This is a genomic window from Mesorhizobium sp. M0894 (assembly GCF_040319725.1).
GTDB lineage: Bacteria > Pseudomonadota > Alphaproteobacteria > Rhizobiales > Rhizobiaceae > Mesorhizobium.
This window is the reverse complement of record NZ_JAMYOG010000004.1, coordinates 166,736-191,628: the sequence shown is the minus strand read 5'-3', so window position 1 is coordinate 191,628 and position 24,893 is coordinate 166,736. Positions and strand designations below refer to the sequence as shown.

Sequence of the window (24,893 nt, the reverse complement as noted above, 5' to 3'; positions counted from 1 at the left end):
TCTACCCGCATCAGCGTGTCGATAAAGAGGCAATTCCGCCAGACAGGTTTCCAGAGCAAAAGAAGGCGGCCAAGAAAACTCAGCGCGCGTCGCGCTTTGCCTGCGCCACCTTTGCCGCCTGCCGCTGCCGGCCGAGTTCCATCGGCCGGATCAGATTCTCGGGCCGCCGGCTCACGATCGCGCGCATGCCTTTGTGCGCGGTGCGCGTGTTGAACTCGGGACCGTCTGCCGCAGCGCCCTGCTTCATGGACAGCGCCTTGCGTGCATTCTCGACCAGCGAAACACGCGCTGCCAACTGGCGGCGGCGTTCGGCCTCGCCATTGAGCCGCCGCATGGTCATCGCCAGAACCGCCAGCTTCAACTGCGAACCTTCATCGGCCTTCGAGGCGCCGGCGCCCTTTGGCGCACCCTTGCCGCGCATTTCGCGGCGGCGGCGATGCGCCTCGGTCTGGGCCTTGTCGCGCCGCTCCCTTAGGAGCTTGACCAGGCTGGCGAGTTCGGCGTCGGCAAGATGCTGCACTGCTGGATGGTGCGACTTCTCGACGAGAGCATGTTCGTCGGCGCTCAGCGCCCGAGCCTCTTCCTTGCGTGAAATCGCCATGACACCATTCCTCCGTCTGTGACGCCTGCCTGCCTCTCAGGTCCTTGGAGTCTCGATCCAAATGGTGGTGCGGTCAAGCCAGGGACCATCTGGATCTTCTTCCACTATTCGGCCGGCAATATCTTGCCCGGGTTCATGATATTCAGCGGGTCGAGCGCCTGCTTGATCGTGCGCATGATGTCGACGCCATGACCGAGCTCATGCCGCAGGAAGCCGATCTTGCCCTGCCCTATGCCATGCTCACCAGTGCAGGTGCCGTCCATGGCGATGGCGCGCATATTGAGCCGCGCCACGAATTTTTCCGCCAATGCGATCTCCTTCGGGTCGTCCACGTCCATCAGCACCAATACATGGAAATTGCCGTCGCCGGCATGGCCGACGATCGGTGCGATCAGGCCCATCTCGGCGATATCCGCCTCGGTCTCGGTGACACATTCGGCAAAGCGCGAGATCGGCACGCAGACATCGGTCGACAGGCCCTTGGCGCCCGGCCGCAGCGTCAGCGATGACCAGTAGGCATCGTGCCTGGCTTTCCACAATTTTGTCCGCTCTTCGGCGATGCTGGTCCACAGGAACGGGCCGCCGCCATTTTCCTCGGCGATCATGCCGAAAGTCTCGGCCTGTTCGGCGACGCTGGCATCGCTGCCGTGGAACTCGACGAACAGGCAGGGGCTCTCCGGATAGTCGAGCTTCGAATAGGTCTTCATCGCTCGCATCTGCAGCGCATTGACCAATTCGATGCGCGCCACCGGAATGCCCATCTGGATGGTCGCGATCACCGCGTTGCAGGCCGCCTCGACGCTGGGAAACGGGCAGACGCCGCCCGAAATCGCCTGCGGAATGCCCTGCAGCTTCAACGTCAGCTGGGTGATGATGCCGAGCGTACCTTCCGAGCCGATCAGCAGCCGCGTCAGATCATAGCCGGCCGAGCTTTTCTTGGCGCGCTTTCCGGTCGTAACCGCTTCGCCGTCGGCCATCACCGCCGTCAGTGACAGGACGTTGTCGCGCATCGTGCCGTAGCGCACGGCGTTGGTGCCCGACGCCCGTGTCGCCGCCATGCCGCCGAGCGAAGCGTTGGCGCCCGGGTCGATCGGAAAGAACAGGCCGGTGTCGCGCAGATGCCGGTTGAGGTCCTCGCGCGTCACGCCGGGCTCGACGGTGCAATCGAGGTCCTGCGGATTGACTGCAACGATACGGTTCATGCGTGACGTATCGAGCGAGATGCCGCCGCCCGGCGCATTGGTATGGCCTTCCAGCGAAGAGCCGACGCCAAAGGCGATCACCGGCACGCGATGTGCAGCGCACGCACGCACGATCTCCTGCACCTCCTCCGTCGTCTCGGCAAAGGCGACACCGTCCGGCGCCTGCGTCGGGATATAGGTCGTGGTGTGCGCGTGCTGGGCGCGGATCGCCTGGCCGATCTGGAATCGCTCGCCGAGCCGCTGCTTGAGGATGCCGAGCACGGCGGCAATGCCTTCCTCGTTGCGTTCGACCGGGTTGAGGTCGCTTAGGGCCATCGATTCCTCCGCGAATGGACCAGCGTCCACCCTTGTTCTGCATCTAGGGATGCGTAGTCTCACCAACCACGCTCTGTCCAGTCCACGCTCATCCCGGCATGACGAGAAGGAAGTTTCCGATGCCCATCCCCGCCCCTTTCCTCTCTCGCGCCATGGAGATCGAGAAGGCCTGGATCGATTACAACGGCCATCTCAACATGGCCTATTACAACGTGCTTTTCGATCGTTGCTCCGACGAAGCCTTCGAGATGATGGGGATGGGGATGGACTATGTAAGGGAACGGCGGCTGACCATCTACACCGCGGAAGTCCATGTCTGCTACGTCCAGGAGCTGCATCTCGACCACAAGGTCACGGTCTCGTTCCAACTCCTCGACCATGACGACAAGCGGCTGAGGGCCTATCAGGAAATCCGCCATGTCGACGGCTGGCTTGCCGCCACGTCTGAAACGCTGTCGCTGCATGTCGACATGGCTGGCCCGAAGGTGGCGCCCTTCCCCGCCGACGTCCTTGCCAGAGTGGAAGCGATGCGCGCCGCCCATGCCGCCCTGCCGATGCCGGAGCGCGCCGGCCGCTCGATCGGTATTCGTCGTAAGCCGGCTTGAACCGCAACCCAACCGCCGTTAACCTTACCGAGGTTTTAACGTGAACAAGCCGAATTGAGACGTTGAACGACTCAGCGCGGCGTTGGAAAACCATCCGCATCGAATTGCGATACGGGCGGCGGAGCAGCAGCGGTTCGGGGAACGTGCATGAAAACCGACATCAAGGTCGAGGCGGACAGGCTGGCGGCTGACCCACGCATCACCGACTATGATTTCTGGCGCTCGCTGAAGAACCTCAACAACGAGATCTTCCACATTGCCAACAACAACGAGCCTATTCCCTTCGCCATGATCCGCTGGCGCGCCATCCTGAAGCAGGCGCGGATGAAACGCGGCCACGCCTGAAACTGTTATGATAACACCGAGCTTGCGGCACAAGAAGACAGCGTTGCTTACGACAACGAATGGTCGCCAGGCAGCAAGCCACCGAATTCCGGCATCTATCGTTGCAAGAATTGCGGTGACGAAATTGCGGCGAACAAAGAAAACGGCCAATCAAGGCGATGGATTGGCAGCTGTTTCAGCAGCCAACTACAAACAGACAATCCCTGATCCTCTAAGATTTTAGTCTTCAGGCCCGGTAAATCCACTGTTCCGGCACGCGCACCGAAATCTCCTCGCCGGCCGTGATCGTGCCGGGCTTCTCGACCCAGGCGACGAGGCCGCGCAAACGCTTCGCCGCTTTCGCGAACAGCAGCGCGCCGGCCTCGTGATCGGCCATCCCGGCATTTTCGGCGACCGATCGCCCGGCGATGCGGCAAGGCCCGTTCTGCGCGTCGATCTTGACAGTCGCGCCGCCTTTGAAGAACAGCAGCGCGCCGGACGGCAGCATCGAGAGGTGCGGCAGGCCTTCGATTAGGAGATTGGCGCCGATCCATTCCGGCTTGATCTCGGCGATGCCCATCCGTTCGGCGACGGTGGTCAGTTCGTCCGCCGCCACGATCGACAATTGCCGCTCGTTGCGCATCTCGGTGCCACGCGGATACCAGGGTTCCCGTCCGCCGGAGCGCCGCGTCGTGCCAGCGTGGAAATCGCCTTCAATGCCGTCGAAGCCAAGCTGCAAGGTGTCGATGGCTCGTGTCTCGAAATGATCGAACGGCGCGAGATAAAGCGCGGCCACCTTGGCGGTGAGCTTTCGCGCCGGCACGATCTCGACCGGATTTTCGGCCTCGGGGAAAAGATCCGGCATGGGTTCGTTCCTCGCGTGATACGCGCAATTAGCCTTGGTAGCTCATCGGGTCCAGTCGAAAGCGCTGATGCTCCGATCAAGCGGACTGATGTGACTATGCCCGGCGGGGTCCCGATGCTGGTTCCGTTCGCGCCGAAATGGTCAGAGCATGCGCAATAGCGCGCCGCCGATCGAGTAGCCGGCGCCGAAGGCGCAGAGCAGGCCGTAGTCGCCGGCCTTCATATCGGCATGGTTCTCCGACAAGGCGATGATGGCACCGGCGGCGGCAGTATTACCGAGGCGCTCCAGCACCATCGGCGCGCGGTCATGGTCGACGTCATGGCCGAACGACAATTTCAGGATCATGGCATTCATCCGCGCATTCGCCTGATGCAGCCAAAAGCGCCGGATCGCTTGCGGTGTCAGCCCGTGTTCGGCCAGGAATTCGACGATGAACTTGTGGCCGGCGACGGTGACTTCCTTGAACACCTTGTTGCCGATCTGCTTGATCAGATTGCCTTCCAGATCGATCATGTACGGATCGTCCTGGGTGGCGCGGGTATAGTAACCGAGATTGGTGCGGATGCTGTTCGACATCTGCGTCCAGGCACGCGTGTCGAGCACCTCGAAACGCCCCGACCGCTTCTCGCCCTGGGCGAGCCCTTCGACGATCATCGACACGGACGCGTCGCCGAAGATGAAATGCGTCTGCCGGTCGCGAAAATTGAGGTGGCCCGTGATGATCTCCGGCGTCGTCACCAGTACGCGTTTATGCGCCCCTGCCCGCACCAGATTGACCGCAATGTGCAATGCGGCCGCCGCCGAAGAGCAGCCAAGCCCCATGTCGAAGCCGGCGCCTCTCGTGCCCAGCGCCTGCTGCATTTCGATGGCGATAGCCGGATAGGGCCGCTGATGGTGCGAGGCCGAGCAGATCACCAGGTCGATGTCCCCAGGCTTCAGCCCGGCATGATCGAGCGCCTTGCTGGCCGAGGCGATGCCGAACTCGGCCTCCAGCGACAGCGCATCGTCGGGCCGCGCCGGGAAGCGCGGCGCCATGCGGGTCGGGTCGAGGATGCCTTCCCGTTCGATGACATGGCGGGTCTGGACGCCCGAGGCGTGGACGATGAAGGCACTGTCCGATTTCTGCAGCAGCGGCTCGCCCGAGACCTCGCGCCGGACGTTCTCCATGTCCACCCAAGTGTTGAAGCTGGCGACGAGCTCCTCATTGGTGATCGACGCTTCGGGGATTTCAACGCCGATGCCGCTGATGATGACGCGATGCATTTCCAGTTCGTCCCGTGCGCAGGCGTTGCGGCTTCATGTCGACGCCGCAAAAGCTCGGCGCAACCTCTTTTTGCACCTAGCCAGTTTATGCCGGCTTAAATCAAGTCCCTGGAACGGGTCTTTACCAGGCGCAGAGCTTGGTATTGGTCTGCGGGTTGTTCCAGCAGGCACCGTCATCATTGCTGCGCACGAATTGCCCGGGCAGCGGCACGTTGCGGCGGCCGAGATTGACATAGCCGTAGGCAAAACCCGGTCCGTCGATCTCCAGGACGTAAGTCGGATAGCCCGGCGCCGAGATGCGAAAGCTGCCGGCATCGTCCAGCGCCCGATAGCTGCAGGAGAAATAGCCGTCGTCGCTGGTGAAGCAGCGCGCTCGCTTGGCCTGCGCCGATATCGAGAAGGCGAGCACCGCGGCCGCACAAATGCTGCCGCCAAAAATGAGCGTTTTCAGTGTCATCATCCACCCCCCATGGCCCATGAGGGCCGTTATCCCTGCCCCAGCGAGATGCGCATGACGGCGAAAGCCGGTCAAGCATCCGCCATGCACTGTTTTTGGGTGTAGCTAAGAGTTTCTAATTAGAACGCCGCGCCACGATGAAGACACGGGGAAAGCGCAGCAACACCTTGCCGCTTGCCGTTTTCGGATAGGCTTCGGCGATCCTGGCCGTGTAGCGCTTCAGGAAAAGCTGCCGCTCGTCTTCGTCGAGCGGATCGAGGAACGGCTTCAGCCCCGTCGACTTCACCCATTCGACGATCGCCTCGGCATCGGCCAGCGGATGGTTGTAGATCGTGTGCCAGATATCGAGCCGATCCGAGAATGGCGACAAAAGGTCGTAATAGAACGCGACAGGCGGCAGCGGCGCGCGGGCCGCACGCTCGAACTTTTCAGTGAACGGCATCTCGGCCGCGGTCTCCCGCATCAGCCGGTGCGAAGGCTCGCCCATATTGTCCGGCATCTGCACGGCAAGCGCGCCGCCGGGCGCCAAAAATCCTATCAGCCGCTGGAAGACAGCCCGATGCTCCGGTAGCCACTGAAACACTGCATTGGCGAAGATCACGTCGACCGGTTCGGCCGGCTGCCACGTCGCCGCGTCCGCCAAGGCAAAGGTGACGCCGGGCAGGCGCGCCTTCGCCTTCTCGATCATGTCGGGCGAGGTATCGAAGCCGCTGATCTGTGCCTGCGGCCAGCGCTCGACCAGCAATTCGGTCGAATTGCCCGGCCCACAGCCAATGTCCACCACCCGGCGCGGTTCCGGCACTGGCACCTGCGCTAGGAGGTCGCGCGCCGGCCGCGTGCGCTCATCCTCGAATTTCAGGTAGAGTGCGGCGGACCAGTCGGGTTTTGCCTTTGCCGCTATGCTGTTATTCATCGATAGATCTCGCGACGGTTGCCTATCTCCACGATCAGCACGACGAGCCGGCTGTCCTGAAACTGGGCAATGATTCTGTAGTCGCCGACGCGAAACCGCCAAGCTTCCTTGGTCCCAGTCAGCCGTTTGGCGAGTGCTCTTGGATTGGGGTGCGCAGAAACTCTTTGATACAGGAATTCTAGCACACGGCGCTGGTCCTTCGGTGAAAGCCCTTCAATGTCTTTTTCGGCTCGCCGCGTAAACTCGACCTACCAACTCATTCAGCGGCAGGTTTCTTGTGCCGCTCCTCGACTTCGCGAAGTTCAAGCTTCCGGATCACCTCTTCCAACGGAATGCGTACGCCGTCGTCATCCGCGTTCCTCCGCAATCCTGGCATCCTGCCAATCCTCAATGGTTTCGAGGATCGCTTCAACTGCGACCTGATCGATCGTACGGCCGCTGGCCTTGGCAATATCGGCCAGCAGCTTCTCGGCTTTTTGCGGTAATTTGACCGTGATCATGGGCAACTCCATCCGATCAATTTAGGCCAAACGACGATCGCCCGCAACGGATCGAGACTCTACCTCGTCAGCCGCTTATACGTCATCCTGTGCGGATTGACCGCATCGGGCCCAAGCCGGCGGATCTTGTCCTGCTCGTAATCCTCGAAATTGCCTTCGAACCATTCGACATGGCTGTCACCTTCGAAGGCGAGGATGTGCGTCGCCAGGCGATCGAGGAACATGCGATCGTGCGAGATGATGACGGCGCAGCCGGCGAAGCTCTCGAGCGCGTCTTCAAGTGCCGCAAGTGTTTCGGTATCGAGATCGTTGGTCGGCTCGTCGAGCAGCAGCACATTGCCGCCGGTCTTCAGCATCTTTGCCAGATGCACGCGGTTGCGCTGTCCGCCGGACAGGTTGCCGACCTTCTGCTGCTGATCGCCGCCGCGGAAATTGAACGACGCGCAATAGGCGCGGGTGTTGGCTTCGAACTTGCCGAGCTTGACCACTTCGGCGCCGCCCGAGATCTCTTCCCAGACGGTCTTGGTCGGGTCGAGTGCGTCGCGGCTCTGGTCGACATAACCGAGCTTGACCGTCTCGCCGACGCGGATGGTGCCGGCATCGGGCTTCTCCTGGCCGGTGATCATGCGGAACAGCGTCGTCTTGCCGGCGCCGTTCGGGCCGATGACGCCGACGATGCCGCCGGGCGGCAGCTTGAATTCGAGATCGTCAATCAAAAGCGTGTCGCCAAAGCCCTTCGACAGGTCCTCGACCTCGATCACCACATTGCCGAGCCGCTCGCCATGCGGAATGACGATCTGCGTATCGCTCGGACGCCGCTTGTCGGCCGCATCCAGCAGATCCTGGAACGCCTGGATACGGGCCTTCGACTTGGTCTGCCGGGCTTTCGGGCTGGACTGGATCCACTCGCGCTCGCGGCCGATCGCCCGCTGGCGCGCATCGTCCTCACGGCCTTCCTGCTTGAGCCGCTTGGCCTTGGCTTCGAGATATTTGGTGTAGTTGCCTTCGTACGGGATACCGCGGCCGCGATCGAGCTCGAGGATCCAGCCGGTGACATTGTCGAGGAAGTAGCGGTCGTGGGTGATGATCATCACCGCGCCCGGATAGGCGCGCAGATGCTTTTCCAGCCACGCCGTCGTCTCGGCGTCGAGATGGTTGGTCGGCTCGTCGAGCAGCAGAAGGTCGGGCTGGCGCAGCAAGAGCTGGCAGAGCGCGACGCGACGGCGTTCGCCGCCCGACAGCTTGGTGACATCGGCCTCCTTGGGCGGGCAGCCGAGTGCCTCCATCGCCATCTCGACCTGCTGCTCGAGATCCCACAGATTGAGCCGGTCCATCTCGTCTTGCAGCTTAGCCGACTCGTCCGCCGTCTCGTCGGAATAGTTCATCATCAATTCGTTGTAGCGCTCGATGATCGCGGTCTTGGCGGCAACGCCTTCCATGACGTTTTCGAACACATTCTTGTTCGGATCGAGCGCCGGCTCCTGCGCCAGGTAACCGACGGTCGCGCCTTCGGCCAGCCAGGCCTCGCCGCTCCACTCCTTGTCGATGCCGGCCATGATCTTGAGAATCGTCGACTTGCCGGCGCCGTTGGGGCCGAGGATGCCGATCTTGGCGTCCGGGTAGAAGGACAGATGAATGTTCTCGAGCACCTTCTTGGTGCCGTAGGCCTTGTTGAGGCCGGCCATGTGATAGATGAACTGGCGTGCCACGCGCGCTTTCCCTGAAAAGTCGACTGATGTCGGATTGAATGGAAGTTGGGGGCTATGTAAGCGATGCGGCCCCGAACGGCAAACAGTTTTGGTCCCAGGCGGAATTGGTCGCACCGCGAACGCTTAGCCACTTCATTTCGTGCCGGCGCCCGGGCGAAAGCTCCGGTTAACCATTCCGCGTCAAAACAGTGTTTGGATGGGAAATCGCTGGCAGCCGCGATTTCGGGGAGAGAGATCGGGCCGTGCTGAACAGTTTCCTGCTTTTTGCCGAAGCGGTTCTCTATTTCGGCATCATGGTCACGCTTTTCCGGTTCAGAGGCCGCATCGGCCTCGGCGTCTTTGTCTGCGCCCTTGGCGTTATGCATTTCCTGGAAACCTACCTCGCCAGCGTCTTCTACGTCGCGCTGCCGTTCGGCATGGTGTCGCCGGGTTCGGCTGTGCTGTTTTCCGGCAAGCTGGTCATGCTTCTCCTGCTCTACATCAAGGAGGACGCGGCAACCGTCCGCCAGCCCATCTACGGCCTGCTACTCGGCAATGCCCTGATGATCGGGCTCGTGCTGATCCTGCGCCTGCACGACATCGCACCGCTGCCCGACGGCAAGCTTCCGGACATCGGCTTCATCGACGAGATGGGCTGGCTGATGGTGTGGGGCACGACGCTGCTGTTCGTCGACGCCATCCTGATCATCCTGCTCTATGAAAAGCTCGGCAAATATCTGCGCAAAGCGCTTTTCACCCGCATCCTGGTCTCCGTCGCGTGCGTGCTCACCTTCGACCAGGCAGGCTTTTTCACGGCGCTGCATTTCGTCACCGGGGCGCCGGTCGCGGTGTTCTTCGGCGGCTGGTTCGCCAAGGTGGCAGCGGCCTTGGTCTACAGCACCATGCTGGTCGCCTACATCAGATGGTTCGAGGCGCGGCAGGTGCCGGCGCCGCGCGGGCTTTCCGACATTTTCGACACGCTGACCTATCGCGAGCGCTATGAGGCCCTGGTCGAGCACGTCGGTCGCGACGGCCTCACCGGCCTACTGCACAGGGGTCGCTTCGACAGCGATGGCGAGGCCTCCGTGGCAACCAGCCTACGGACCGCCAAGCCGCTCAGCCTGCTGATCATCGATGTCGACCACTTCAAATCGATCAATGACCGCTTCGGCCACGCCGAGGGCGACAAGGTGCTGAAAGCCCTGGCGATTTTGCTTGGCGAACTTGTCGGGACCGAAGATCAATTGTTCAGGATCGGCGGTGAGGAATTCGCCATCCTCTGCTGGCGTCCACAGCCGCTCGCCAGACTGCTGGGCGAAACCGTCAGGCAAGCGGTCAAGACGTCTGCGAGCACCAGCCGGTTCGACATCACCGTCAGCGCCGGCATCTCGACGGTCAGCGAGACGACGCGTTGCCTTGCCGATCTCTTTGCGCTGGCCGACCAGCGTCTCTACAAGGCCAAATCGACCGGACGCGATCGTGTTGTCGGCGAACCGGGTGGCAACGAAGCAGACGGGCGCAACACATGGACCAGGCCGGAGCGCAGCGCCGGCGCGTAACGCTCACTCTGGTCTCGGATTGGCGCAATCAGGATTGTTTGCGCCGCTGCCATGCGCCGATCGCAACCGAAACCGCCATCAGCGCGATCGCCAGCCATTTCATTGCCGCGATGACCGGGCCGGCATCGATGTCGTAGGCGATGAACAGAAGAATGCCCGGCACCAGCAGGCCGCAAAGCACGAGCGTGATCCGGTTGATCTGCCACGACACTTTTGCCGCAAGCATCTGGTCGCCGGGCACGGCGACAAGCGCGGCCCGCATTGCCTTCGGCGCCACCAGCGCGGTCGAGAGACGCAGCGAAATCGGCAAGCCGATGCCGATGATCAGCAAGGCGCATGCCGCCAGGAGCAGCGAAAACTTGAGCGCACTGGTTTCGGGTGGTACCGGGAACAGCAGCGTCGCCAGCGGCAGGAAGACACAGAAGATCCCGAGCGCGGCGATGGCGATGAAGATCGCCGCGTTGACCAGCGTGAACAATTGGTAGGTGCCGCCGCCGATCGGTTTGGCCAGCGTGGTCATGCGCGCCCACTCCACTTCGGTGTAGGAAAAGCCCGGCCATTCCATATGGCCGTCTCGGATCGCCGTCATGCCCCTGGCCCAGAACGCCAGCCGCGCCAGCGCCCCGTTCGTCATGCCACTCATCGCCACCCCCTACGAATGTGTGCCTTCAAGACCATACCACCCCCGGCGCAAGGCGACAGTCGCGTTCGGCCTGTTTACTGGAACCCGACGGCGTCGACGGTACCCTTCGGACAACCCACCTTGGCTGTCGGTGCCGAGGCAAGCAGCAGCGCACCGAGCGAAGAGTTCGAAGCGATCGGGCCGGCCAGGCCGAGCGTCAGCTCGTCGATCAGCCGCCTGCCGCTCGAAGGATCGACCACGCAGGATACGCGGACCCGCTCGCCCGCGCCTTTGCCGAAGGCGCTGTCGAAGGTGCTGCGGATCTGATCGGACGTCAGCTGCTTGCCGACGTTCCTGGTGAAGAGATCGCGCACCGGCGACGCGTTCACCGCTTGCATCAGGTTCAAAGCGTCGGAGAAATACTCCTGCTGACTCTTGCCGTAGCAGGTGCCGTGCTTGATCCATTCATGCCTTTCGAGGGCGGATGCGGTGCCCGGCATCACCTGGTCGAGTTCCGATCGCGTATTCGGGTCCAGCGTGACCGGCGGCAAATCCCGCCAATGTGCCGGATCGTCGTTCGCCTTGTCGCTTGCCGCGACCTGGCAATAGAAATTTCCATTCGGTTGCGGCCACAACCCATGCAAGGTGAAGTGGGTCGCATCGAAACCGGCGGCGGTCTGCGCCCGGCATTCGGTCTTGCTGGATTTGGTCTCACAGAAAGCCGGCTGCCAGCTCAGCGCGAAGACATATTCCGGCTTTCCGGACGCCGATGGCTTGTTCGGCTCGGCAGGCGCCGGTGCAGCCGGTATCGTCGACGCGCTGCCGCCCGAAACGTGACCGCAGCTGATCTTAACCCAGCGGCGCTCCGGATCGGCGCCCGGAACGCGGATGAGATAGTGCGTGGGCGCGTCCTTGTTGCCGGCCAGCAGATCGTAACTCTGGCCAGCCGCGGTCGAGACGTTGCCGGGATTCTTGCCGCTCTTGATCGCCTGCGTTGCCGGACAGGCGGCATCGGCGACGAAAGAGCCGGTCATCTTCACATCGGCCCGCGCCGCGCTTGCGCCAGCAAACGCAAGAAACACCGCCCCCCATATCGCCCAAATCCGCATTCCGGCACTGCTCGTGATTCACGCCGCAAGCTAGAAACTTGCGACATGTCAGAATTACGATTTCTTTCGTCGGCCGTAAAAACAATCGCCAGCGCATTGAGACGGTTCCCGTGTGGTCGATCAGGCTCCGCCCGCCTCCACCCGTTCTGTCAAGGTGCGCAGCAGATCAAGCGAGGATTTTAGCGCGTCGGCGTCCATACCCTCCGAGACGCGGTTCGCCCAAACATGCTGGCGTGTGCCGATATTCTTGACCGCTGCCCGGCCGGCATCGGTTATCGACAACAGCTTGGCGCGGCGATGCGCTGGGTTGTCGGCATAGGCGGCAAGCCCCTCCGCAGCCAGTATGTCGGCCAGCCGCTGTACGCTCTGACGGGCGAGACCCATGTCGCGGGCGACGTCGGCCACGGATTTCGGCTCCTTCAAAACCGCACCCAAAACCTGCCAGCGCGCTGCCGTCAGCCCGGTTGGAGCGGCCAGCCGGTCGGCCGCATCCAGAAAACTGCCGTTCATCCTGAACACGGCAAGCACGAGTTCCGTGAACACATTTGCCGCTTCGGTCCTGGTCGTCATTTCTGGCCGGCCTCGATGGTCGCGACGAAATTATTAACGGCTTCGGCTACGACCTCGGGCTTGTCAAGCATCACCCAATGGCCGCTGCCCGCCACGATCTGGCGCGGAATGTCCGTGCGCAGCCGGTAGAGCGCGGCTGGAGTGTCACTGGCCTCGGTAGCCAATACGAACATAGGCCCGCGATACGCATTGAGTGCCGGCTCCGGGTTCCATTCGGCCAGTGCCTTGCCGACACCTGCCCTCGCCGCCGGATCGACCACTGCCACATCGGCCAGAACACGCTGGCGAACAGCCGCGTTAGGGCCGGCAATCGACGTGTAATAGGCGTTCAGGACATCGCGGCCTTGCGGACCGGCCAGATCGCGGACAAAGCCGTCGCGAATCGCCTGCGGCAGCGCACGAGGATTGGTCGCCGGGTCGACGAGCAAGACACCTGCGACCCGGTCGGCATGGCTGGCGGCATAAGCGAGCGCCACACCACCGCCGCCGCTGTGCGCGACAATGAGAAACCGCTTCAGGCCAAACGCGTCGGCCACGGCACCGACATCCATTGCACGGCCGTCATAGCCATAGTCACCGTCCTGCGCCGGCGCGGAGGCGCCATGGCCGCGAAAATCGAAGGCTACCGCCTCGCGGCCTTCGACGGAGAGCTGCATCACCCGGTCCCAGTGGGAAGCGCGGCTGCAATCTCCATGCAGGAACAGGATCGGCAGGCCATTGCCGGCGTTGATCCTATAAGTGGCAAGCTGGCCTTGCGGGCCTGGAACGGTGGACGTCATCATGGGTCATCTCCCTGGTTTCCTGACTGAACGCAGCAATCCCTGGCAACAGGGTGGCCGTCGTGAAGGCGAAGCCCGCCAGCAAGATTGCACGCCGCGAAATGGCCCCGGTGGTTTTCATAGTCATACCCCCAATCTGCTGGCCAATTGACAGTATGCTGTCATGTAACATATTGACAGCATACTGTCAACTAGCGTCGAATGGGTACCCTACGTCTCTTGACGTCGATCGCTGCGTCGCCCAACAGTCGCCGACGGGAGCGAGACATGCCATTTGACAAGCAGAGGATGCTGGCATCGCCGACCGGCGCCGAGCTCAACCTTTATGTGAAACACGCCACAGGCCAGCCGCGCGCCATTGTCCAGATCAATCACGGGTTGGCCGAGCACGCGGCGCGCTATGCCCGCTTCGCCGATTTCCTCGGCGCGCGCGGCTACCAGGTCTACGCGCACGACCACCGTGGCCACGGCGTCACCAAGGCGCCCGACGCGCCACCTGGCAGGTTCGCCGATGCGGATGGAGGTGCCAAGGTCATCGCCGATGTCGCTGCCGTCCATGATCTGATCGCCAGGGAACAGCCCGGCCTGCCGGTCATCGCCTTCGGTCACTCCTTGGGCGCGTCGGTCGCTCTGAACTTTGTCCTCCGCAACTCGGCGCGCATCCATGCCGCCGCGATCTGGAACGGCAATTTCTCTGCCGGACTGCTCGGCCAAATCGCGCTGGGCATGCTTGCCTGGGAAAAGTTCCGGCTTGGCTCAGACGTGCCGTCGCGCATGCTGCCCCGGCTGACGTTCCGGGCTTGGGGCAAGGCAGTGCCCGATCGCCGGACGCCCTTCGACTGGCTGTCGCGCGATGCCGCCGAAGTCGAGAAATACATCGCCGACCCGCTCTGCGGCTGGGACGCATCGGTGTCGATGTGGCAGGACATCGTCAAGATGACGCTGCATTGCGGCCGCGACCGCAATTTTTCCGGCGTGCGGCGCGACCTGTTCGTCAATCTGGTCGGAGGCGAGCAGGATCCGGCCTCGGACGGCGGCAAGGCGGTCAGCCATCTCGCCGGCCGGATGCACATGCTGGGCTTTTCGAATCTCGTTTCAAAGGTTTACGCCGAAACCCGCCACGAGAGCCTGAACGAGGTCAATCGAGACATCATCATGGAGGATTTTGCCGCTTGGGCCGATCGCGTGCTGAGGGCGCCTTGATACTTGGCCCATTGCAAGGGCCGTGACAGCGGCACCCGGGATTGATAGTGGATGTCGCCCAAAGCATGCCCTTGGGCTCGACCCGAGGGTGCGCAGCGGTTTTGGGATAACGACATGCACAAAAAACATCTAAGCCTGCGCTTTCGGCCAACCACGGTGATCCATGACTGAGCCTCCGCTCAAAGGCATCCGCGTCATCGAACTCGCACGCATCCTCGCCGGGCCATGGGCCGGGCAGCTGCTTGCTGACCTCGGCGCCGACGTGATCAAGGTCGAGAGCCCGGACGGCGGCGACGACACCCGCAAATGGGGACCGCCCTTCGTCATCGGCCATGATGGCGAGAACCTTTCGGCCGCTTATTACCATTCCTGCAACCGCGGCAAGCGCTCCATCGCCATCGACTTCTCGACGCCCGAGGGCGCCGAGACGGTGCGCCGGCTGGTCGCGACCTCGGAAGTGCTGATCGAAAACTTCAAGGTCGGCGGACTTAAGAAATACGGCCTCGACTATGACAGCCTGAGGAAAATCAACCCACGGCTGATCTATTGCTCGATCACCGGTTTTGGCCAGTCGGGACCGTATGCGCCGCGCGCCGGTTATGATTTCATCATCCAGGGCATGGCCGGCATGATGTCGATCACCGGCGAAGCCGGCCGCGAACCGCAGAAGGCGGGCGTGGCTATTTCAGATGTCTTCACCGGGCTTTATTCGGTCGTTGCCATCCAGGCGGCACTTCGCCACGCCGAGAAGACCGGCGAAGGCCAGCATATCGACATGGCGCTCTACGACACCCAGATCTCAACGCTCGGCAACCAGAACCTCAACTATCTCGTCTCCGGACAATCGCCGGTGCAGATGGGCAATGCGCATATGAACATCGCGCCCTACGAGGTGGTGCCGGTGAAAGATGGCCACATCATCCTGGCGGTCGGCAATGACGGCCAATTCGCAAAGTTTTGCGCTGCCGTCGGCCTCGATGAGCTGGCTTCGAACCCTGACTTCGCCACCAATCCCGCCCGCGTCGCCAACCGGGCAAAGCTGCGCGAGCACATGGTCGAGGCGCTGAAGGTCTTCGATCGCGACCCGCTGCTGGCCAGGCTGGAGACAGCCGGCGTGCCGGCCAGCCCGATCAACAATATCGGCCAGATGTTTGCCGACCCGCAGACCATCGCGCGCGGCATGCGGCTCGACCTCGATGACGGCCATGGCAATCTCTTGCCCTCGGTGCGCGCGCCGATGGTCATGTCCGGCACGCCGCTGGTCTATGAACGGCCGTCGCCGCGTCTCGGCGAACACACCGAAGAAATCCTTGCCGAACTGGAGAGGTCAGGAAAATGAAGACCGGCGGACAACTCATCGTCGATGCGCTCGAAGCCAACGGAACGGACCGTATCTATTGCGTGCCCGGCGAATCCTATCTGGCGGTGCTCGACGCGCTGCATGATTCGCCAATCCGCACCATCGTCTGCCGCCAGGAGGGCGGTGCCGCAATGATGGCCGACTGCCATGGCCGCCTGACCGGCAGGCCCGGCATCTGCTTCGTCACCCGCGGCCCAGGCGCCACCAATGCCTCGGCCGGCATCCACATCGCCATGCAGGATTCGGTCCCCCTCATCCTGTTCATCGGCCAGGTCGCCAGCCACGCCAAGGGGCGCGAGGCCTTCCAGGAGGTCGACTATGTCAGGTTCTTCGGCGATATCGCCAAATGGGTGGTCGAGATCGACGACGCCGCGCGCATCCCCGAATTCGTCACACGGGCATTTGCAGTGGCGACGTCCGGCCGCCCGGGCCCGGTCGTCATCTCGCTGCCCGAGGACATGCTGACCAGCCTTGCCGAGGCACCGGAAGCCCGGCATTACACCCCTGTCGAGACGCGGCCTGGCGAAGCCGAGCTCGACGCGCTGGACGAGCTGCTCAACAAGGCAAAGCGGCCGTTCGTCATCCTTGGCGGTACGCGCTGGGATGCGCAGGCCGTTGCACGGATGCGGACGATAGCCGAAGCCTGGTCGCTGCCGGTCGGCTGCTCTTTCCGCCGCCAGATGCTGTTCGACCATCTCCACGCGAACTATGCCGGCGATGTCGGCATCGGCATCAATCCCAAAGTGGCAACCGCCATCAAGCAGGCCGACCTTGTGCTGCTGATCGGCGGCCGCATGGGCGAGATGCCGTCATCCGACTACACGCTGCTGAAGAGCCCCTACCCCGACCAGACGCTGGTCCATATCCATGCCGACGCCGGCGAGCTCGGCCGCGTCTACCGGCCGGCGCTGGCGATCAATACCTCGCCTGCCGCTTTCGTCGAAGCCTTTGCCAAACGCAAGCCGGCCGCAACGCCGGTGTGGGCGGCGGAGGCAGCGAAGCTGCACACCGCCTATCTCGACTGGTCGACGCCTCCGGAGAGCGGCCCCGGCGCCGTGCAGATGGGGCCGATCATGAATTATCTCGAAACGATGCTGCCGGACGACGCCATCCTCACCAATGGCGCCGGCAACTACGCCACCTGGGTGCATCGCTACCATCGCTTCCGGCGTTTCGGCACGCAGGCAGCACCCACATCCGGCTCGATGGGCTACGGCACGCCGGCGGCGGTCGCCGCCAAACAGCTTTTCCCCGACCGCGACGTGATCGCCTTCGCCGGCGACGGCTGTTTCCTGATGAACGGGCAGGAATTCGCCACCGCCGTACAATACGGATTGCCGATCATCGTCATCGTAGTCAACAACGGCATTTATGGCACCATCCGCATGCATCAGGAGCGCGAATATCCCGGCCGTGTCGTCGCCACCGATCTGAAAAACCCCGACTTTGCTGCTTTGGCCCGTGCCTATGGCGGCCATGGCGAGACGGTGGAAAAGACCGCCGACTTCGCGGCGGCCTTCGAGCGCGCGCGTGCTAGCGGCAAGCCGTCGATCGTCGAGATCAGGCTCGACCCCGAAGCCATCACGCCGACCCGCACGATGACCCAGATTCGCGACAAGGCCTGACAAACAGGGTGGTTGCCCTGTTTTGTCGTCTTGATCTGCCTATTTGACCTTTTCGATCTGGCCGCGGATCTCGCCGTCGGCGTGGGCCGCGGTGTGGATGTTGACGTAATATTTGCCCGCCTCAAGATCGGTCGCCTGGGCATCGGTCAATGTCGCCGAACCCTTGATCGGGCTCTTCAGCTTGCCTTCGAACGGCACCACTGGATCGGCGTTTTGACCCTCTGCCGCCGGGCCGTGAATGTGCCCGGCCTTCGCCGGCCCGCTGAGGCCGGAATATCTCACCGTCCAGCTGAGTTTCTTGGTGGCGGTGTTGAATCTGAGCGTGGCGGTACCCTTGCCCTTCGTGGTGACGGGCGGGCTCTGCTGAGCACCATCGAGCGTCGCGGTCATCTTTACGGTTTCGGCCAGAGCCGGTGACACCGAGAAGATGGCGGCAGAAATGGCCAGCGCCGAAAGCATCGGCGTGAAGGACTGGATGCGCATGGAAACCTCCGTTGTGGCACCCTTGAGTTGGATGCATCGGCACAACGATTTTGCGAGCGGATGTTTCCGCGGGTAACGTTCATTTTACATCCCACCAAAAAGGGGCGGTCGCCCGCCCCTTTTCGTCTTCCAACAGAGCCTGCTTGATAGCTCTATTTGATCGCCTTGTCGGTGATCGCGGTCGTGTAGGCGCCGGTCGGCTCCTTGGTGATGATCTTCTGGTCGAGCAGCGCCTTGGCGGTGCGCTCGTAGGTCGCCGGATCGAGCTTGCCGTCGGCATTGTCGATCAGCTTGGCGACTTCGCCCATCATCCGCTTCTGGTGGTTCTCGTCCTGGCCGCCATTGTCCATGACGATGCCGGCCGCCTCGTCGGAATTGTCGACGGCGTATTTCCAACCCTTCATCGAAGCGCGCACGAAACGCACCATCTTGTCCTCGAAGGCCGGATCCTTGAGCTTGTCCTCCAATGCATAGAGCCCGTCTTCGAGCAGATCGTTGCCCATGGCGGAATAGTTGAAGACGGTCAGCTCTTCCGGCTTGTAGCCGGCGTCGATGAGCTGCCAGTATTCGTTATAGGTCATGACCGAAATGCAATCCGCCTGCTTCTGGATCAGCGGCTGCACGTCAAAGCTCTGCTTGAGCACGGTGACGCCGTCCGGCCCGCCATCGGTCTTGAGGCCAAGCTTGTTCATCCAGGCATAGAACGGATACTCGTTGCCGAAGAACCAGACGCCCAGCGTATGGCCCTTGAAGTCGGCTTCCGTCTTGATCGGGCCGTCCTTCGGGCAGACCAGCTCCATTCCGGCCTTCTTGAACGGCTGGGCGATGTTGACCAGCGGCACGCCCTTTTCGCGCGCAGCCAGCGCGCCGCCCATCCAGTCGACGATGACGTCGGCGCCGCCGCCGGCAATGACCTGCTCGGGTGCAATGTCCGGGCCGCCGGGCTTGATGTCGACGTCGAGGCCCTCGGCGTCATAGAAGCCCTTGGCCTTGGCGACATAATAGCCGGCGAACTGTGCCTGGGTGACCCATTTCAGCTGCAGCGTCACCTTGTCCGCGGCCATCGCCTGGAACGCGGCAAGCGACATCGCGCCGGCCAGCATCGAAACAACAAGTCTTTTCATGTTTTACCCTCTGAAGTTAGCGCCCTAAACCCACCGCCCCTATCCACCACGGACAGAGGGATGCCAAAACGTGATTGCTCTCTCGAAAAGAGCGACCACGCCATAAAAGACCGAACCCGCAAGTGCTGCAACTGCGATTTCCGCCCACACCATGTCGATGTTCATCCGCCCGACTTCCGTCGAAATGCGGAACCCCATGCCGACCACCGGGGTGCCGAAGAACTCGGCGACGATGGCGCCGATCAGCGCCAGCGTCGAATTGATCTTCAACGCATTGAAGATGAAGGGTGCCGCTGCCGGCAGCCGCAGCTTGAACAGCGTCTGCCAGTAGCTCGAGGCATAGGTGCGCATCAGGTCGCGCTCCATATGGCCGGAGGCGGTAAGCCCGGCGACGGTGTTCACCAGCATCGGGAAGAAGGTCATGATTATGACCACGGCTGCCTTGGATTGCCAGTCGAAGCCGAACCACATGACCATGATCGGCGCGACGCCGATGATCGGCAGCGCCGACACCATATTGCCGATCGGCAAAAGCCCGCGCCGCAGGAACGGCACACGGTCGGCGGCGATGGCAACGAGGAAGCCGGCGCTGCTGCCCACGACATAGCCGAAGATCACCGCCTTGAAGATGGTCTGCCTGACATCGGCCCCCAGCACCGGCAGCGAGCCGACGATGCGTGCACCGATGGCGCTTGGCGGCGGCAACAGGATGAAGGGAATGCCGGCGCCACGCGTCACCGCCTCCCAGATGATCAGGATCCAAGCGCCGAAGATGGCTGGAATGATCAGGCGCAAGGCGGTTGACGCCCAGCGCGACGTCGGGCGAACCGACGACAAGACCGTTACGCAGCGCCAGGCCAAAAACCACGCCGCGACGAGCAGCAGATAGAAGGAGCCACGAGCGCTGCCCTCATTGCCGGTTATGCCGGCGAGCAACATCCACGCCGCGCCGTGCGCGCCAAGGAACAGCAACACCACCCCGATCATCGGTGGAAAGTTGTCGGCCTCGATTGCCATGAGCAGCAAAATGAAAATCAAAACCGTAGTCGCCATGCCGTAACCGGGCGTAGCACTGACGAGCGGCCAAAGAAGCAGCGCGCCGACAAGAAGGATAAGCGCGGCATATCCTTGCCAGGATCGGGGGGTGATTGAGGAAAGGCTCAGGAGCGAGCTCATGCCGGCCTCCCGCCCATGGCGCGGTCGACAAGGCGCCCAGCAATGCCGACCAGCATAACCAGCAAGGCCGCCACCACCGAGCCGGCGACCAGCGCCGACCAGATGTCGATCGTCTGGCTGTAGTAGGCGCCGGCGAGCAATTTGGCGCCGATGCCGGCGACGGCGCCGGTCGGCAGCTCGCCGACAATGGCGCCGACCAGGCTGGCGGCGACAGCCACCTTCATCGAGGTGAACAGGAACGGCACCGAGGCCGGCACCCGCAATTTCCAGAAGGTCTGCGAGGGACTGGCATTATAGGTATGCATCAGGTCGAGATGGGTGAGCTCGGGCGAGCGAAGCCCCTTCACCATGCCAACCGCCACCGGGAAGAACGACAGATAGGTCGAGATCAGCGCTTTCGGGATCAGCCCGGTGATGCCGACCGCCGCCAGCACGACAATGATCATCGGCGCCACCGCCAGGATCGGAATGGTCTGCGAGGCGATGATCCACGGCATCATGCTGCGGTCGAGGGTCGCCACATGCACGATGCCGACGGCGATGACGATGCCGAGCGCTGTGCCGAAGGCAAAGCCGAGCAGCGTCGACGACAGCGTCACCCAGGCATTGTAGACAAGGCTGCGGTTCGAGGTGATGCTGCGCAAAAAGGTGTTTTCGAAAAAATTCATCGCCACCTGGTGTGGCGCCGGTAGCGTCGGCTTCGGTTGTGCCAGCGTCTTGCCGATGAATTCCACAATGCCCGGTGTCAAATTGGCGCGGCGGTCGAGATCGCGCTGGAACGGCGCGTTGAGGACAACGGCCATGACGTACCAGACGACGACGACGCCCAGGAGGATCGAGGTCACCGGAACGATCTTGTCGCGAAACGAGTCCATCTAGCAGGCCTCGCCGGGTATGCGCCCTCCTCTCCCCAACGGGGAGAGGGTGGCTGGAGCGAAGCGGAGGCCGGGTGAGGGTGACCGCGCTTTCGTCGTCCTGGGGCGGAGCAGCCGCGAAGCGGCGTGAGTAAAGGGAGCGCCCAACCACGCTTTCGTCATCCTAGGGCGAACCAAGGAGCGAAGCGACGCGGCGCAGACCCTAGGATCCATGCCGTTATCTCCCCGCTCCGCAACGGTGCTGAAAATGGCTCCCTCCGCACCGCTCTGCGTAACGCTTATTCTCGACCGCTTGCGCGTTTCGCCCGACATCACGGCATGGATCCTAGGGTCTGCGCACGCCGCTTCGCGGCGGCTCCGCCCTAGGATGACGAAAGCACGGTTAGCGCCTCTCTCGCGAGGGCGATGCACCTCCTGCGTCGAACGCGCAAGCCCGTCGGGCGCGCCCTCAATCATCATAGCTGTGCCCTGCCCTCAGCCCGTCGCGCACCCGTGCCGCGATGGCCAGGAACTCCGGCGTCTCGCGGATATCGAGCGGCCGCTTCTTCGGCAGCGTCGATTCTATGACATCGCTGACACGCCCCGGGCGCGGCGACATGACGATGATGCGCGTCGACAGATAGACCGCCTCGGGGATCGAATGGGTGACGAAGCAGATGGTCTTGTTGGTCCGCTCCCAAAGCTCCAGCAGTTGTTCGTTGAGGTGGTCGCGCACGATCTCGTCCAGCGCGCCGAACGGTTCGTCCATCAACAAAAGGTCGGCATCGAAGGCGAGCGCCCGTGCGATCGAGGCGCGCTGCTGCATGCCGCCCGAAAGCTGCCAAGGGTATTTCTTCTCGAAGCCGCTGAGGTTGACGAGGTCGAGGGTTCGCTTGATGCGCGCCGCCTGCTCCGCCCTGGACAGGCCCATGATCTCCAGCGGCAGCGCCACATTGCGCTCGATCGTGCGCCACGGATAAAGTGCGGCCGCCTGGAAGACATAGCCATAGGCGCGGCGCTGGCGCGCCTGCTCGGGCGTCATGCCGTTGACGGAAATGGCTCCCGATGTCGGCTTCTCCAGATCGGCGATGACGCGCAGCAAGGTCGTCTTGCCGCAGCCGGAGGGCCCGATGAAGGACACGAATTCGCCCTTGCCGATGGTCAGGTCGACATTCGACAGCGCCTGCACCGGACCGTCATTGGTCTGGAAGGTCAGGCCAAGCTTGCTTGCCGAAACAACGGCTGGCGATGCTCCCGTCATCGGCCGTAGCCTGTCGCTTCCGGCCACTGCGCCACCGGCCGGAATCCGATTGATTTTACCCCGATGTTGCTTTCCACTCGCCCAGTCCTACTCGCGCCAGTTCTACGCGCCCCAGTTCTACGTGCCCTTGTCCCATCAGATAGACGCCCGGAGTTGCCCCGATGTCGCCCAAACCGACGTGCCATCTTATCCGCCCTGAAAGCTCTTATGAAGGCAAGCAGGGCCTGAGCTATTTCGCCGGTATCGCCGCCGAAACAGTCGGCTCCTCCGGTATCTGCATGCATCTGCTGACCATGCCTCCGGGCGCCCGCGCCAAGGCGCATATGCACGAAAACCATGAAACCGCGATCTATGTGCTCTCCGGCGAAGTCCATACCTGGTATGGCGACCGGCTCGAACAGCATATCGTGGTCAAGGCCGGCGATCTTTTCTATATTCCCCCCGGTGTGCCGCATCTGCCGGCCAATCTGAGCGACAGCCCCGCCTCGGCGGTTATTGCCCGCACCGATCCCAACGAACAGGAAAGCGTCGTCCTGCTGCCGGAACTGGACGGGTTGGTCGCCTGAGGACTGGGTCGAGGCGGCGGCCGTCATCGGCACCGTCACGAACATGATTTCAGCGGCCCTATCTCCTCAAGGCCGGGAATGGTCACGAAGAAACCGTCCCCTCCTTTGTTGATGACCTTGACGACATCTGTGGTCGTCCCCTCCTCGCCCTCGGCGAAACAGGTGGAGCTCAACAACTGGGTGCCAGGCGTCGTCGTCAATGGCTGTGCGAACTCGCAGCCGCTGCCATAGGTTTCGACGCCCTCGGCGGTCAGCACGACATAATCGTCGCGGTCCTGATAACCGAGCCGTACACCAGCGCAACCGACCTCATTGCCAAAGGAGCCGGCAAGGACGTCCGCCGCCGGCCCGGCGGCAAGGATCACCGCGGCCATTGAGATGACCGCTCCGTGGCTCGCCAAGCTCAAACGCCCGTCGCCGGGATGCCTGTACGCTCCACCTTGCGCGGCGCGGAAATTTCCTTCCAGGTCGACAGTGCCCGGTTGACCGCCGCGTTCGGCTCGCGAGCGACGAACTCGCCATGGCCGGGCTTTGCCTTAACCTCGTTTTCCTCGATCGACAGTTCGCCGCGCGAGAAGACGTAGCGTGGCAGGCCGGTCACCTCGAAACCTTCGAAGACGTTGTAGTCGATGACCGACTGCTGCTTCTTGGCCGTGATTTTCTTCTTGCGCTTCGGGTCCCAGACAAGGATGTCGGCGTCCGCGCCTTCGACGATGGCGCCCTTCTTCGGGTACATGTTGAGGATCTTGGCGATGTTGGTCGAGGTCACCGCGACGAACTCGTTCATCGTCAGCCGGCCGGTGTTGACGCCGGTCGTCCACAGCACCGGCAAACGATCCTCGAGCCCGCCCGTGCCATTCGGGATCTTGGTGAAGTCGCCGACGCCGTTGCGCTTCTGCTTGGTGGTGAAGGCACAATGGTCGGTCGCCACCACTTGCAGTGACCCAGCCTGCAGGCCGGCCCACAGCGAATCCTGATGCCATTTGTTGCGGAAGGGCGGGCTCATAACGCGCCGCGCCGCATGGTCCCAGTCCTTGTTGAAATATTCGCTCTCGTCCAGCGTCAGGTGCTGGACCAGCGGCTCGCCGAATACCCGCATGCCTTTCTGGCGCGCCCGGCGGATGGCCTCGTGGGCCTGCTCGCAGGAGACATGCACGACATAGAGCGGCACGCCGGCCATGTCGGCGATCATGATGGCACGATTGGTCGCCTCGCCTTCGACTTCCGGCGGGCGCGAATAGGCGTGTCCCTCCGGACCACTATTGCCCGCCGCCAGCAGCTTCTGCGACAGTGCCGCCACCACGTCGCCATTCTCGGCATGGACCAGCGGCAGCGCGCCAAGATCGGCACAGCGCTGGAACGACGAATACAGCTCGTCGTCATCGACCATCAGCGCACCCTTGTAGGCCATGAAATGCTTGAACGAGGTGATGCCCCTGTCAACGACGGTGGCCATCTCGTCGAACACCTGCTTGCCCCACCAGGTGATCGCCATGTGGAAGGAATAATCGCAGGAAGCCTTCGAAGTCTTGTTGTCCCACATCTGCAAGGCCTCGAGCAGCGACTGCTGCGGCGCCGGCAGGCAGAAATCGACGACCATCGTCGTGCCGCCGGCGAGCGCGGCGCGGGTGCCGCTCTCGAAATCATCGGCCGAATAGGTGCCCATGAACGGCATTTCGAGGTGGGTATGCGGGTCGATGCCGCCCGGCATGACATAGCAGCCGCTGGCGTCGAACTCATGGTCGCCATGCAGATCCGGCCCGATGCCGACGATCTTGCCGTGCCTGAACAGCACATCGGCTTTCCACGTCCGGTCGGCGGTGACAATGGTGCCATTCTTGATGACTTTGGACATTTTCTTGTTCCCCT

Annotated in this window: 26 protein-coding genes and 1 pseudogene; 7 read left to right on the top strand and 20 right to left on the bottom strand. The window is 62.7% G+C overall.

The annotated features are described in order from the left end of the window. Window positions 1-79: 79 nt before the first annotated feature. Both NKH91_RS10065 and NKH91_RS10060 read right to left on the bottom strand, forming a co-directional pair. The gene (locus NKH91_RS10065; protein ID WP_352482975.1) at window positions 80-601 is read right to left on the bottom strand and encodes a hypothetical protein; all 522 of its coding nucleotides are present in this window, start codon (window positions 599-601) and stop codon (window positions 80-82) included. A 104-nt stretch (window positions 602-705) separates the two neighbouring features. Then, window positions 706-2,118 (bottom strand): FAD-binding oxidoreductase, encoded by a 1,413-nt coding sequence (locus NKH91_RS10060; RefSeq protein WP_352844478.1) that lies wholly within the window; start codon window positions 2,116-2,118, stop codon window positions 706-708. Window positions 2,119-2,237: 119 nt separating this feature from the next. Between NKH91_RS10060 and NKH91_RS10055 the strand changes: the two genes are divergently transcribed. After that, window positions 2,238-2,723 carry a thioesterase family protein gene (locus NKH91_RS10055; RefSeq protein WP_352844479.1) on the top strand — a complete coding sequence of 162 codons (486 nt, stop codon included), beginning with the start codon at window positions 2,238-2,240 and terminating at the stop codon, window positions 2,721-2,723. Window positions 2,724-2,870: 147 nt separating this feature from the next. After that, window positions 2,871-3,068: a hypothetical protein gene (locus NKH91_RS10050; protein ID WP_023676715.1), complete on the top strand. Its 198-nt coding sequence runs from the start codon at window positions 2,871-2,873 to the stop codon at window positions 3,066-3,068. A 226-nt stretch (window positions 3,069-3,294) separates the two neighbouring features. Here the strand turns inward: NKH91_RS10050 and NKH91_RS10045 are convergent, their stop codons facing one another. The 7 genes and pseudogenes from NKH91_RS10045 to ettA all read right to left on the bottom strand — a co-directional run bounded on the left by NKH91_RS10045 (window position 3,295) and on the right by ettA (window position 8,754). Further along, window positions 3,295-3,912: an MOSC domain-containing protein gene (locus NKH91_RS10045; RefSeq protein ID WP_023720829.1), complete on the bottom strand. Its 618-nt coding sequence runs from the start codon at window positions 3,910-3,912 to the stop codon at window positions 3,295-3,297. Between the two features lie 141 nt (window positions 3,913-4,053). After that, complete coding sequence (locus tag NKH91_RS10040) at window positions 4,054-5,175, bottom strand: beta-ketoacyl-ACP synthase III (RefSeq protein WP_352844480.1); 1,122 nt, start codon at window positions 5,173-5,175, stop codon at window positions 4,054-4,056. A gap of 121 nt (window positions 5,176-5,296) precedes the next feature. Next, on the bottom strand, window positions 5,297-5,635 hold the full coding sequence (locus NKH91_RS10035; RefSeq protein ID WP_245278656.1) for a hypothetical protein: 339 nt from the start codon (window positions 5,633-5,635) through the stop codon (window positions 5,297-5,299). A 112-nt stretch (window positions 5,636-5,747) separates the two neighbouring features. Beyond that, window positions 5,748-6,545, bottom strand: a complete 798-nt coding sequence (gene tam / locus NKH91_RS10030) for a trans-aconitate 2-methyltransferase (protein ID WP_352844481.1) — start codon at window positions 6,543-6,545, stop codon at window positions 5,748-5,750. Beyond that, a pseudogene (locus tag NKH91_RS10025) lies at window positions 6,542-6,781 on the bottom strand (type II toxin-antitoxin system RelE family toxin); the annotation flags it as partial. The pseudogene NKH91_RS10025 and the gene tam, both read right to left, overlap by 4 nt. A gap of 111 nt (window positions 6,782-6,892) precedes the next feature. Then, window positions 6,893-7,045 carry a DUF6290 family protein gene (locus tag NKH91_RS10020; RefSeq protein WP_352884625.1) on the bottom strand — a complete coding sequence of 51 codons (153 nt, stop codon included), beginning with the start codon at window positions 7,043-7,045 and terminating at the stop codon, window positions 6,893-6,895. A 59-nt stretch (window positions 7,046-7,104) separates the two neighbouring features. Then, on the bottom strand, window positions 7,105-8,754 hold the full coding sequence (ettA, locus tag NKH91_RS10015) for an energy-dependent translational throttle protein EttA (RefSeq protein WP_023720834.1): 1,650 nt from the start codon (window positions 8,752-8,754) through the stop codon (window positions 7,105-7,107). A gap of 242 nt (window positions 8,755-8,996) precedes the next feature. Here ettA and NKH91_RS10010 point away from each other — a divergent pair, with 242 nt between their 5' ends. Next, the gene (locus tag NKH91_RS10010) at window positions 8,997-10,292 is read left to right on the top strand and encodes a GGDEF domain-containing protein (protein WP_352844482.1); all 1,296 of its coding nucleotides are present in this window, start codon (window positions 8,997-8,999) and stop codon (window positions 10,290-10,292) included. Between the two features lie 28 nt (window positions 10,293-10,320). Here the strand turns inward: NKH91_RS10010 and NKH91_RS10005 are convergent, their stop codons facing one another. From NKH91_RS10005 to NKH91_RS09990, 4 genes are all read right to left on the bottom strand, one after another. Then, window positions 10,321-10,935, bottom strand: a complete 615-nt coding sequence (locus NKH91_RS10005; protein ID WP_352844483.1) for a hypothetical protein — start codon at window positions 10,933-10,935, stop codon at window positions 10,321-10,323. 74 nt (window positions 10,936-11,009) lie between these two features. Further along, a complete protein-coding gene (locus tag NKH91_RS10000) occupies window positions 11,010-12,023 on the bottom strand; it encodes a ribonuclease T2 family protein (RefSeq protein ID WP_352844484.1) in 1,014 nt (337 codons plus the stop codon). Between the two features lie 120 nt (window positions 12,024-12,143). Further along, the gene (locus NKH91_RS09995; protein ID WP_352844485.1) at window positions 12,144-12,593 is read right to left on the bottom strand and encodes a MarR family winged helix-turn-helix transcriptional regulator; all 450 of its coding nucleotides are present in this window, start codon (window positions 12,591-12,593) and stop codon (window positions 12,144-12,146) included. After that, complete coding sequence (locus NKH91_RS09990) at window positions 12,590-13,375, bottom strand: alpha/beta fold hydrolase (protein ID WP_023720840.1); 786 nt, start codon at window positions 13,373-13,375, stop codon at window positions 12,590-12,592. The genes NKH91_RS09995 and NKH91_RS09990 overlap by 4 nt, the downstream gene beginning before the upstream one ends. 264 nt (window positions 13,376-13,639) lie before the next feature. On the opposite strand from NKH91_RS09990, the gene NKH91_RS09985 reads away from it, so the two are divergent. The 3 genes from NKH91_RS09985 to NKH91_RS09975 all read left to right on the top strand — a co-directional run bounded on the left by NKH91_RS09985 (window position 13,640) and on the right by NKH91_RS09975 (window position 17,560). Continuing rightward, the gene (locus NKH91_RS09985) at window positions 13,640-14,575 is read left to right on the top strand and encodes an alpha/beta fold hydrolase (RefSeq protein ID WP_352590000.1); all 936 of its coding nucleotides are present in this window, start codon (window positions 13,640-13,642) and stop codon (window positions 14,573-14,575) included. 163 nt (window positions 14,576-14,738) lie between these two features. After that, window positions 14,739-15,914: a CaiB/BaiF CoA transferase family protein gene (locus NKH91_RS09980; protein WP_352844486.1), complete on the top strand. Its 1,176-nt coding sequence runs from the start codon at window positions 14,739-14,741 to the stop codon at window positions 15,912-15,914. Further along, window positions 15,911-17,560, top strand: coding sequence for a thiamine pyrophosphate-binding protein (locus NKH91_RS09975; protein ID WP_023720843.1), 1,650 nt, complete (start codon window positions 15,911-15,913; stop codon window positions 17,558-17,560). Before NKH91_RS09980 ends, NKH91_RS09975 begins: the two co-directional genes overlap by 4 nt. Window positions 17,561-17,599: 39 nt before the next feature. On the opposite strand, the gene NKH91_RS09970 is transcribed toward NKH91_RS09975, so the two are convergent. From NKH91_RS09970 to NKH91_RS09950, 5 genes are all read right to left on the bottom strand, one after another. Further along, on the bottom strand, window positions 17,600-18,043 hold the full coding sequence (locus NKH91_RS09970; protein ID WP_023720844.1) for a CHRD domain-containing protein: 444 nt from the start codon (window positions 18,041-18,043) through the stop codon (window positions 17,600-17,602). Between the two features lie 152 nt (window positions 18,044-18,195). Next, window positions 18,196-19,167 (bottom strand): ABC transporter substrate-binding protein, encoded by a 972-nt coding sequence (locus tag NKH91_RS09965; protein ID WP_352482954.1) that lies wholly within the window; start codon window positions 19,165-19,167, stop codon window positions 18,196-18,198. Between the two features lie 39 nt (window positions 19,168-19,206). Beyond that, the gene (locus tag NKH91_RS09960) at window positions 19,207-20,343 is read right to left on the bottom strand and encodes an ABC transporter permease (protein WP_031194513.1); all 1,137 of its coding nucleotides are present in this window, start codon (window positions 20,341-20,343) and stop codon (window positions 19,207-19,209) included. Next, window positions 20,340-21,218 (bottom strand): ABC transporter permease, encoded by an 879-nt coding sequence (locus NKH91_RS09955; protein ID WP_352884629.1) that lies wholly within the window; start codon window positions 21,216-21,218, stop codon window positions 20,340-20,342. The genes NKH91_RS09960 and NKH91_RS09955 overlap by 4 nt, the downstream gene beginning before the upstream one ends. Before the next feature lie 448 nt (window positions 21,219-21,666). Beyond that, window positions 21,667-22,458 (bottom strand): ABC transporter ATP-binding protein, encoded by a 792-nt coding sequence (locus NKH91_RS09950; protein ID WP_023720849.1) that lies wholly within the window; start codon window positions 22,456-22,458, stop codon window positions 21,667-21,669. Window positions 22,459-22,619: 161 nt separating this feature from the next. Here NKH91_RS09950 and NKH91_RS09945 point away from each other — a divergent pair, with 161 nt between their 5' ends. Next, window positions 22,620-23,024: a cupin domain-containing protein gene (locus NKH91_RS09945; protein ID WP_023720850.1), complete on the top strand. Its 405-nt coding sequence runs from the start codon at window positions 22,620-22,622 to the stop codon at window positions 23,022-23,024. A 35-nt stretch (window positions 23,025-23,059) separates the two neighbouring features. Here NKH91_RS09945 and NKH91_RS09940 read toward each other — a convergent pair whose 3' ends face one another. Together NKH91_RS09940 and hydA are read right to left on the bottom strand one after the other, a co-directional pair. After that, a complete protein-coding gene (locus tag NKH91_RS09940) occupies window positions 23,060-23,398 on the bottom strand; it encodes a hypothetical protein (RefSeq protein ID WP_352814703.1) in 339 nt (112 codons plus the stop codon). A gap of 29 nt (window positions 23,399-23,427) precedes the next feature. Beyond that, complete coding sequence (gene hydA, locus NKH91_RS09935; protein WP_023720852.1) at window positions 23,428-24,879, bottom strand: dihydropyrimidinase; 1,452 nt, start codon at window positions 24,877-24,879, stop codon at window positions 23,428-23,430. Window positions 24,880-24,893: the final 14 nt, after the last annotated feature.

Bases quoted from the DNA above. Each gene is read 5' to 3' on its own strand.
- NKH91_RS10065 (WP_352482975.1), bottom strand. From the start codon at position 601: ATGGCGATTTCACGCAAGGAAGAGGCTCGGGCGCTGAGCGCCGACGAA.
- NKH91_RS10060 (WP_352844478.1), bottom strand. From the start codon at position 2,118: ATGGCCCTAAGCGACCTCAACCCGGTCGAACGCAACGAGGAAGGCATT.
- NKH91_RS10055 (WP_352844479.1), top strand. From the start codon at position 2,238: ATGCCCATCCCCGCCCCTTTCCTCTCTCGCGCCATGGAGATCGAGAAG.
- NKH91_RS10050 (WP_023676715.1), top strand. From the start codon at position 2,871: ATGAAAACCGACATCAAGGTCGAGGCGGACAGGCTGGCGGCTGACCCA.
- NKH91_RS10045 (WP_023720829.1), bottom strand. From the start codon at position 3,912: ATGCCGGATCTTTTCCCCGAGGCCGAAAATCCGGTCGAGATCGTGCCG.
- NKH91_RS10040 (WP_352844480.1), bottom strand. From the start codon at position 5,175: ATGCATCGCGTCATCATCAGCGGCATCGGCGTTGAAATCCCCGAAGCG.
- NKH91_RS10035 (WP_245278656.1), bottom strand. From the start codon at position 5,635: ATGATGACACTGAAAACGCTCATTTTTGGCGGCAGCATTTGTGCGGCC.
- tam (WP_352844481.1), bottom strand. From the start codon at position 6,545: ATGAATAACAGCATAGCGGCAAAGGCAAAACCCGACTGGTCCGCCGCA.
- NKH91_RS10020 (WP_352884625.1), bottom strand. From the start codon at position 7,045: ATGATCACGGTCAAATTACCGCAAAAAGCCGAGAAGCTGCTGGCCGAT.
- NKH91_RS10005 (WP_352844483.1), bottom strand. From the start codon at position 10,935: ATGAGTGGCATGACGAACGGGGCGCTGGCGCGGCTGGCGTTCTGGGCC.
- NKH91_RS10000 (WP_352844484.1), bottom strand. From the start codon at position 12,023: ATGCGGATTTGGGCGATATGGGGGGCGGTGTTTCTTGCGTTTGCTGGC.
- NKH91_RS09995 (WP_352844485.1), bottom strand. From the start codon at position 12,593: ATGACGACCAGGACCGAAGCGGCAAATGTGTTCACGGAACTCGTGCTT.
- NKH91_RS09990 (WP_023720840.1), bottom strand. From the start codon at position 13,375: ATGATGACGTCCACCGTTCCAGGCCCGCAAGGCCAGCTTGCCACTTAT.
- NKH91_RS09985 (WP_352590000.1), top strand. From the start codon at position 13,640: ATGCCATTTGACAAGCAGAGGATGCTGGCATCGCCGACCGGCGCCGAG.
- NKH91_RS09980 (WP_352844486.1), top strand. From the start codon at position 14,739: ATGACTGAGCCTCCGCTCAAAGGCATCCGCGTCATCGAACTCGCACGC.
- NKH91_RS09975 (WP_023720843.1), top strand. From the start codon at position 15,911: ATGAAGACCGGCGGACAACTCATCGTCGATGCGCTCGAAGCCAACGGA.
- NKH91_RS09970 (WP_023720844.1), bottom strand. From the start codon at position 18,043: ATGCGCATCCAGTCCTTCACGCCGATGCTTTCGGCGCTGGCCATTTCT.
- NKH91_RS09965 (WP_352482954.1), bottom strand. From the start codon at position 19,167: ATGAAAAGACTTGTTGTTTCGATGCTGGCCGGCGCGATGTCGCTTGCC.
- NKH91_RS09960 (WP_031194513.1), bottom strand. From the start codon at position 20,343: ATGAGCTCGCTCCTGAGCCTTTCCTCAATCACCCCCCGATCCTGGCAA.
- NKH91_RS09955 (WP_352884629.1), bottom strand. From the start codon at position 21,218: ATGGACTCGTTTCGCGACAAGATCGTTCCGGTGACCTCGATCCTCCTG.
- NKH91_RS09950 (WP_023720849.1), bottom strand. From the start codon at position 22,458: ATGACGGGAGCATCGCCAGCCGTTGTTTCGGCAAGCAAGCTTGGCCTG.
- NKH91_RS09945 (WP_023720850.1), top strand. From the start codon at position 22,620: ATGTCGCCCAAACCGACGTGCCATCTTATCCGCCCTGAAAGCTCTTAT.
- NKH91_RS09940 (WP_352814703.1), bottom strand. From the start codon at position 23,398: ATGGCCGCGGTGATCCTTGCCGCCGGGCCGGCGGCGGACGTCCTTGCC.
- hydA (WP_023720852.1), bottom strand. From the start codon at position 24,879: ATGTCCAAAGTCATCAAGAATGGCACCATTGTCACCGCCGACCGGACG.